1 protein-coding gene is annotated in these 252 nt (G+C 61.9%); it reads left to right on the top strand.

The window, feature by feature from the left end:
• On the top strand, positions 1-252 hold a 252-nt coding region (locus FNJ47_RS47250), incomplete at both ends, for a hypothetical protein (protein ID WP_163163650.1).

Here is a 252-nt window from a genome sequence, read left to right on the forward strand (position 1 = left end):
ACGGTCGTCAATGGCGGCATCCTGCAAGTCGACGGTTCGATCGTGTCGTCGAGTTCGGTGACCGTGAACTCTGGCGGTGTGCTCTCCGGCGGCGGCATTGTCGGCAACACGACGATTGCGAGCGGCGCGGTACCGGTCACCTTGGCTGATGTCGACGCGGTGGAATTCAGTCCGACGAGATACAGCGCGCCGGACTGGAAGGTGAGATTCCCCACAACGTTCAGGAACGTACCTGGCGTCGTATTACCGGGC

The organism is Bradyrhizobium uaiense (assembly GCF_010811875.1).
Taxonomy (GTDB): domain Bacteria; phylum Pseudomonadota; class Alphaproteobacteria; order Rhizobiales; family Xanthobacteraceae; genus Bradyrhizobium; species Bradyrhizobium uaiense.